The sequence below is a fragment of the Kocuria sp. KRD140 genome, from assembly GCF_017168375.1.
Taxonomy (GTDB): Bacteria; Actinomycetota; Actinomycetes; order Actinomycetales; family Micrococcaceae; genus Kocuria; species Kocuria marina.
The window spans coordinates 316768-322780 of the sequence record NZ_JABFAW010000004.1; the positions used below are offsets into that span (position 1 = coordinate 316768).

At 70.4% G+C, this 6013-nt stretch carries 6 protein-coding genes; 3 read left to right on the forward strand and 3 right to left on the reverse strand.

All coding sequences use genetic code 11. The features are described 5' to 3' along the window. On the forward strand, positions 1 to 1526 hold a 1526-nt coding region (locus J1M36_RS05600), incomplete at its 5' end, for a RecQ family ATP-dependent DNA helicase (protein WP_241246877.1). 28 nt (positions 1527 to 1554) lie between these two features. Here the strand turns inward: J1M36_RS05600 and J1M36_RS05605 are convergent. After that, positions 1555 to 2403 (reverse strand): alpha/beta fold hydrolase, encoded by an 849-nt coding sequence (locus J1M36_RS05605; protein ID WP_126874174.1) that lies wholly within the window; start codon positions 2401 to 2403, stop codon positions 1555 to 1557. Positions 2404 to 2479: 76 nt separating this feature from the next. Next, the gene (locus J1M36_RS05610; protein ID WP_206478839.1) at positions 2480 to 2686 is read right to left on the reverse strand and encodes a hypothetical protein; all 207 of its coding nucleotides are present in this window, start codon (positions 2684 to 2686) and stop codon (positions 2480 to 2482) included. Positions 2687 to 2913: 227 nt separating this feature from the next. On the opposite strand from J1M36_RS05610, the gene J1M36_RS13095 reads away from it, so the two are divergent. Continuing rightward, a complete protein-coding gene (locus J1M36_RS13095; RefSeq protein WP_342358291.1) occupies positions 2914 to 3975 on the forward strand; it encodes a helix-turn-helix domain-containing protein in 1062 nt (353 codons plus the stop codon). A 24-nt stretch (positions 3976 to 3999) separates the two neighbouring features. Here the strand turns inward: J1M36_RS13095 and J1M36_RS05620 are convergent, their stop codons facing one another. Next, positions 4000 to 4473 carry a MarR family winged helix-turn-helix transcriptional regulator gene (locus J1M36_RS05620; RefSeq protein ID WP_098055728.1) on the reverse strand — a complete coding sequence of 158 codons (474 nt, stop codon included), beginning with the start codon at positions 4471 to 4473 and terminating at the stop codon, positions 4000 to 4002. 175 nt (positions 4474 to 4648) lie between these two features. Between J1M36_RS05620 and J1M36_RS05625 the strand changes: the two genes are divergently transcribed. Further along, positions 4649 to 5941, forward strand: a complete 1293-nt coding sequence (locus J1M36_RS05625) for an MFS transporter (RefSeq protein WP_206478828.1) — start codon at positions 4649 to 4651, stop codon at positions 5939 to 5941. Positions 5942 to 6013 lie beyond the last annotated feature (72 nt).

Here is a 6013-nt window from a genome sequence, read left to right on the forward strand (position 1 = left end):
CGGACGACCTGCTCCGAGGTGTGACGCTTCCTGCTGTTCGTCATGATCTGACCAGTCTCACTGCCCGGACCCCCGGGCAACAGGACGACTCACACAACCACCGGACCTACCAAACGGGGTCAGCCCAGGGGCATGACTTCCGCCCCGACTACATGGGGTTGTCCGTGCTTGCGGACGCCTTCCCGGATGTTCCCCGCATCGCACTCACCGCGACCGCCACGCGGGCCACCCACCAGGAGATCACCGAGCGGCTGCGCATGGAGAACGCGCGGCACTTCGTCTCCAACTTCGACCGCCCCAACATCCAGTACCGGATCGAGTCCAAGGACCGCGCGAAGGACCAGCTGCTGCGGCTCATCCAGTCGGAGCACCCGGGGGAGGCGGGCATCGTCTACTGCATGTCCCGCAAGAGCGTGGAGTCCACTGCTGCGTGGCTCGGCGCCCGCGGGGTCGACGCCATGCCCTACCACGCGGGTCTCGACGCCGCAGTGCGCCAGGACACGCAGATGCGGTTCCTGCGGGAGGAGGGAATCGTCGTCGTCGCCACGATCGCGTTCGGCATGGGCATCGACAAGCCGGACGTCCGCTTCGTCGCCCACCTGGACCTGCCCAAGAGCATCGAGGGGTACTACCAGGAGACAGGCCGCGCCGGCCGCGATGGTATGCCCGCAACGGCATGGATGGCGTACGGCCTGGGCGACGTGGTCAACCAGCGGCGCATGATCGACCAGGGAGACGGATCTGACCTGCACAAACGCAATGCGCGCTCGCACCTGGACGCCATGCTCGCCCTGTGCGAGACCACGGACTGCCGTCGTGTGCAGCTGCTGCGGTACTTCGGCCAGGACTCCGAGCCGTGCGGCAACTGCGACACGTGCCTGAACCCGCCCAAGGTCTGGGACGCCACCGTGCCCGCCCAGAAGCTGCTGTCCACGCTCATCAGGCTGCAACGCGAACGCGGTGAGCAGTTCGGCTCCGGCAAGGTCTTCGACATCCTGCTGGGCCGCAGCAACGAGCGCACGGAGGCGTCGCGCCACCAGGAGCTGAGCGTGTGGGGGGTCGGGCAGGACCTCTCCGAGCGGGAGTGGCGCTCGGTACTGCGGCAGCTGCTTGCCCGCCGGGTCGTGGAGGCCGTCGGTGATTTCGGCGTGCTCGTTCCCGGCCCGGAGGCCGGACCCGTGCTGCGCGGTGAGGGCACCCTGGAGCTGGCGGTGGACAGGGCGCCGACGGCGCGCGCGAACGGACGCGCCCGCAGCGGCGGGGGCAGCGGGCGCTCACGGGCCGCAGACACCCTGGACGAGGCCGCGAAGGAGACCTTCGAGGCGCTGCGGGAGTGGCGGACATCGGTGGCCAAGGAGAAGCAGATCCCGCCCTACATGGTGTTCTCGGACGCCACGCTCGTCGGCATCGTGGAGGCCGCCCCGGCCTCGACCGCGCAGCTCAGCGGCATCAGCGGAGTGGGCGCCAAGAAGCTCGCCGAATACGGGGACGCCGTGTTGGAGGTGCTGGGCTCCCCGGGGTCCTGACGGTGAGAACTGCCCCGGCCGTTCGGCGTCAGTCGGACGTGACGGAGGATATGCGGTCCACGATGGCCTCGGCCACCGCGGGGGCCTCGCGCTCGGGCAGCCAGTGCCCGGCATCGAGCTCGATGAACTCGTACGGCGCGTGCACGTACACCTCGGTCTCCTCCGCGGCCGTTCGGCCCAGGGCGGGATCCCGGTTGCCCCACACAAATGTGGTGGGCATGGTGATGATGCCGTTTCCAGCATTCTTACCGGTCACGCCGTCCTTGCGCAGCATGGCGCGGTACCAGTTGATGGGCCCGCGCAGGTCGTCCGCGGTGGCGAAGCGACGCTCGTAGCGTTCCGCGGCCTCCTCGGGGATGCCCGCACGGCGGGTGAGGGTTCCCACGCGACCGGCGAGCAGACGCTCCGGTGCGGCGGGGATCTGGAACATGCCGATGTACCAGGATTTCTTGAGCTGGTCCGGGGTCTTGAGCGCGTGCCCGAGCGCGGTGGGGTGCGGGGTGGACAGCACGGTCAGCGAGGTCACCCGCTCCGGTGCGCGCAGGGCGATGTCCCAGGCGAGCACCCCGCCCCAGTCGTGGCCCACCAGGTGGAACCGCTCCGCTCCGGCCTCGTCCGCCAGGGCCAGCGCGTCCCCGGAGAGCTCCTCGCGGCGGTACGCGGCCAGCTCGGTGGGGCGGGCGCCCGGGGAGTACCCACGCTGGTCCATGGCGAGAGTGCGCAGCCCCTGCGCGTTCAGCCGTTCGGCGACGTCGTCCCAGCCGCGGGCATCCTGCGGGAAACCGTGCAGCAACAGGACCACGGGGCCGTCCTCCGGACCCTGGTCGAGAACGTCGAATGTGAGTCCCTGTCGCGTGAAGCTGGTGATTCGAGTCATGCCTCCACCCTATGGCGCACGGAGGGGCTCGTCAGCCGTGGCCCCGGACCTGGGGAGGGTCTGCGGCGGAGCGGGTCTAGAAGAACCCGATGACGCGCCCAATGATGGCCAGGACGGTGAACGGTGCCACGACCACGGCCAGTCCGATCAGCACGACCTTGCCCACGGCGCCCGCACCGGAGCGCTCGCGGTCGAGGTGCTCTCCGGGCGGGAGCCCGTGGTGCGGGTGCTGCGCGCGGCGGCCGCTCACCGGGAGCTGCCCGTGTACCTGTTGAGCCGCCAAGTGCGGTTCGTGGCCGTCACGCAGGAGGTGCACCGCCGGATCGCCGCGCGCCAGCTCGAGCAGCTGGAGACGGACCGCCGCATCCACGAGGTCTTCACCCAGCTGACCCTGGAGGCTGCCCCGGTCCAGCGGATCGTTGCGGAGGCCGGGCGGCTACTGGGTGCCGAGGTCGTGTGGCGGCGGCGTGCGGCGTCGTCGTCACCGGAGGACAGGGGGGGACCGTTCCCGTGGTGGTCGCGAGGGAGACGGTCGGGTGGCTGTCCGCCGAGCTGCGGGGTGCCGGGCCCGCGTTGCGCGCCACCGTGCTGGAGCGGGCGGGGCAGGCGGTGGCGCTCACGCTGCTGTCCGAGCGCAGCCGCCGGAATGATCAGCGCCAGGCGGAGACCGCCCTGCTGCACGAGTTTCGGCGCCCGTGGAACGTGGACGAGGACTCCGCGCGGCGGCGCGCGCACGAGCTCGGGATCGGCGTGCTGCGCCACGGGGTGCTGAGCGAGGCGGCCCCGGCCGCGTGGCTGCCGGTGGTCGTGCGCTGGGAGCACCCGGGGGCGGACCCGCTGGGCGAGCACCAGGGCGGCGGCGCCGTGCTCGATGCGCTCGCGTGGGCGCTGGGCCGGGAGCGCACGACGGCGCTTGCTGGCCGTCTTGGCGCTGCCTCCGTGGCCGTGCTGGTGCCGCTGGCCGCGCGCACCCCTCAGGACGCCGTGGTGGAACGGGTGCTTACGGCGGCGGAGCAGCGCCTGGAGGGAGCGTGGCGGGTGCTCGCGGGGGTCTCCGATCCAGAGTCGGGGATGATCGGCGCGGCCGCCCGCCTGGACGAGGCCGGAATGATCGCGGAGGCCGCGGTGTCCCTGCTCGCGCGGGACGATTGCGCGGAAGGTGGCCCCTCGCAGGACGGGACCGTGGCGGACCACGCGGCACGGCAGGACGCCGCCCGGTCCGGTTCTGTGCGCTCCGGTTCCGCGCGGCGGCGGTGCTTCCGCGCACAGGACGTGCGGCTGCGCGGGCTGCTCGCGATGTTGCGCGGGGATGAGCGCGTGCAGATGTTCGCGCGCGCGGAACTCGGGAGCGTCCTGGACGTGGAGCGTCACGAGGACCGTGAGCTGTTGACACAGTTCCTGGCGTGCGGCGGGAACAAGAGCCTGCTGGCCCAGCGGATCCACCTCTCCCGCCCGGCGCTCTACGGGCGGCTGGCCCGGCTGGAACGCAGGCTGGGGGTGTCGCTGGACGATCCGGAGTCGCGGACGTCCCTGCACGTGGCGCTGCTGATCGCGGAGGTGGAGGGGTGCTGAGGACGGCCCGGGCGGCGTCGTGCGCTAGGACTCGGTGGGGTAGTCGCGTGGCCAGCTGTGGCCGAGGGTGGCCTCCACGCTCTCGTTGAAGCGGCGGGTGAGACGGGCCAGCGCGGTGACGTCCTCCTGCGGCCAGTCCGCAATGAAACGCTGGTAGGACTCGCGGCGGACCTCCAGTTCCTCCGCAAGACGGTGCACGCCCTCCTCGGTGGGTTGGTGCTTCTTGGCGACGCCGCCCTCAGGGTCCTTGATGCGCTCGATCAGACCGCTCTTCATGGCGGCTGCGACCTGCCGGTGGACGGTGGAGATGTCCAGACCGAAGGACTGGGCCAGCTCGGCCACGCTCATGGGGCCGCCGGCCTGCAGACGGGCGAGGAGCACGGTGGAGCTGCGGTCCAGCGCCTCCCGGCGGGACTGGGGTGGCGCTCCCTGGAGGGCGTATCTCGAGAGCAGCATGTTCTCGTAGACGAGTTCGCTCACTGAGTCATCGCTGTGCACGGTTCCATCCTTTCATCCCCGGGTGGACGGCTTCCGAGGGGCTGCCACCGTGGCAGCTCTCAACGGTAGGCGGGGCGGAAAGGCGGCGGAGCGGCGTCGTCGGCAAAAATTGCATAATACAAATCCTGGGGTAATATCTTGCACTATACAAACTCAAAAACTCCAGGAGGTGCCCGTGTCGGTCGATGCGAAGGACGACGTTCCCACAGGTCAACTGCCTGTTGTGGTGGAGCAGGCCACGCCCGGTCCCGCGCACTCGGCGGGCCCGGCACGGCTGGTCACGCCCACGTTCGTGGTGGCGTGGGTGGTCAACTTCCTGCAGTACTTGACCTTCTACATGCTAGTCACCACCATGGCGCTGTACGCCGTGAAGAGTTTTGCGGCCTCGGACGCGGTGGGCGGTTTCGCGTCCAGTGCGTTCGTGGTGGGGGCGACCGTCGCGCGGCTGGTCTCCGGATACCTCGTGGACATCCTTGGCCGCCGGAAGATGCTGCTGATCGCGCTCGTGGTCGTGGTGGTCGCGTGCGCGCTGTACCTGCCTGCCGGGTCTCTGCCCGTGCTGATCGGGGTGCGTCTGCTGCACGGTTTCGGGTACGCGTTCGCGAGCACCGCCGTCATGACGATTGCGCAGTCTGTGATCCCCGACTCCCGCCGCGGCGAGGGCACCGGGTACTTCGCGCTGGGCACCACGCTGGCCACTGCGGTGGGGCCCGCGCTGGGGCTCTTCCTGGTGGGTTCGCTGAACTACACGTGGCTGTTCTGGACGACCCTCGTCACCGCCGTGCTCGGCCTGGTGCTGGGTGTCTTCTTGCGGGAGCCCCTGGTCAAGCGTGAAGCCCAGGCCAACCAGGAGGTGGACAAGCAGCGCGCCGCCTTCTCGCTCAGCGACATCGCCCACCCGGCAGTGCTGCCCATCGGCTCCTTCATGCTGGTGGTGGGCGTCTGCTACGCGGGCGTCATCACCTACCTCAACGCCTATGCCGAGGACCGCGGAGTCACCACCGGCGCCGCCCTGTTCTTCGTGGCGTACGCCGTGGCCATGCTGATCATGCGCCTGGTGCTGGGCAAGGTGCAGGACCAGCGCGGCGACAACGTGGTGGTCTACCTGGGCCTCGTCTGCTTCGCTGTGGCCCTGGGCATCCTGGCGGTGGCCAACCAGGACTGGCAGGTGGTCGTGGCCGGCGCCATGACTGGTCTGGGCTACGGCACGCTCATGCCGGCCGCGCAGGCCATCGCCGTGAACGCGGTGCCCGCCCACAAGCTGGGCACCGGCATCTCCACGCTGCTGTTGCTCATGGACGTGGGCGTGGGTGTGGGCCCCGTGATCCTGGGTCTGTTGCTCTCCGCCGCCGGTTTCGGGGCCATGTACGCGGTTCTCGCCGTGCTGGTAGTCGTTGCCGCCGTGCTGTACCACGCGGTGCACGGCCGGCACCCGCACGCCAAGCGGGGGCGGCTCGTGGTGGACTGAGGTTCGCTCTTTCGGGGGCCCGTGGCGTGTGCCGCGGGCCCCTTTTGGTTGTGCGGCTGGGCGGGGGCGACG